The sequence below is a fragment of the Vibrio sp. OPT46 genome (genome assembly GCF_015163535.1).
Lineage (GTDB): Bacteria > Pseudomonadota > Gammaproteobacteria > Enterobacterales > Vibrionaceae > Vibrio > Vibrio alginolyticus.
Genome location: NZ_JADDYG010000809.1, coordinates 1 through 293 on the forward strand (window position 1 = coordinate 1; position 293 = coordinate 293).

Below are 293 nucleotides of genomic sequence, written 5' to 3' on the forward strand. Positions count from 1 at the left end.
GCTGTTGGGTAACATAGAGAACCAATGAACATGAAACCAGTGAAGATGCCCCAAAGCGCTAGGTACCAACCCATAAAGCTTGCAGGGCTTGCAGGAAGACCCATGTGAGGCATTACGATTAGACCAACCAATGTTAGCCAAAATAGACCGTAAGAAGTAAACGCAGTTGTGCCGAATGTATCACCGCGTTTAAAGCACATGATGCCAACGATTACTTGGCTAAGGCCACCGTAAAAGATGCCCATCGCTAGAATCATAGAGTCAATTGGGAAAAATCCTGCATTATGAATATT

At 44.4% G+C, this 293-nt stretch carries 1 protein-coding gene; it reads right to left on the bottom strand.

The window, feature by feature from the left end:
• A partial coding sequence (locus tag IQR33_RS28045) for an acetate uptake transporter (RefSeq protein ID WP_193844253.1) occupies positions 1–293 on the bottom strand: 293 nt, incomplete at both ends.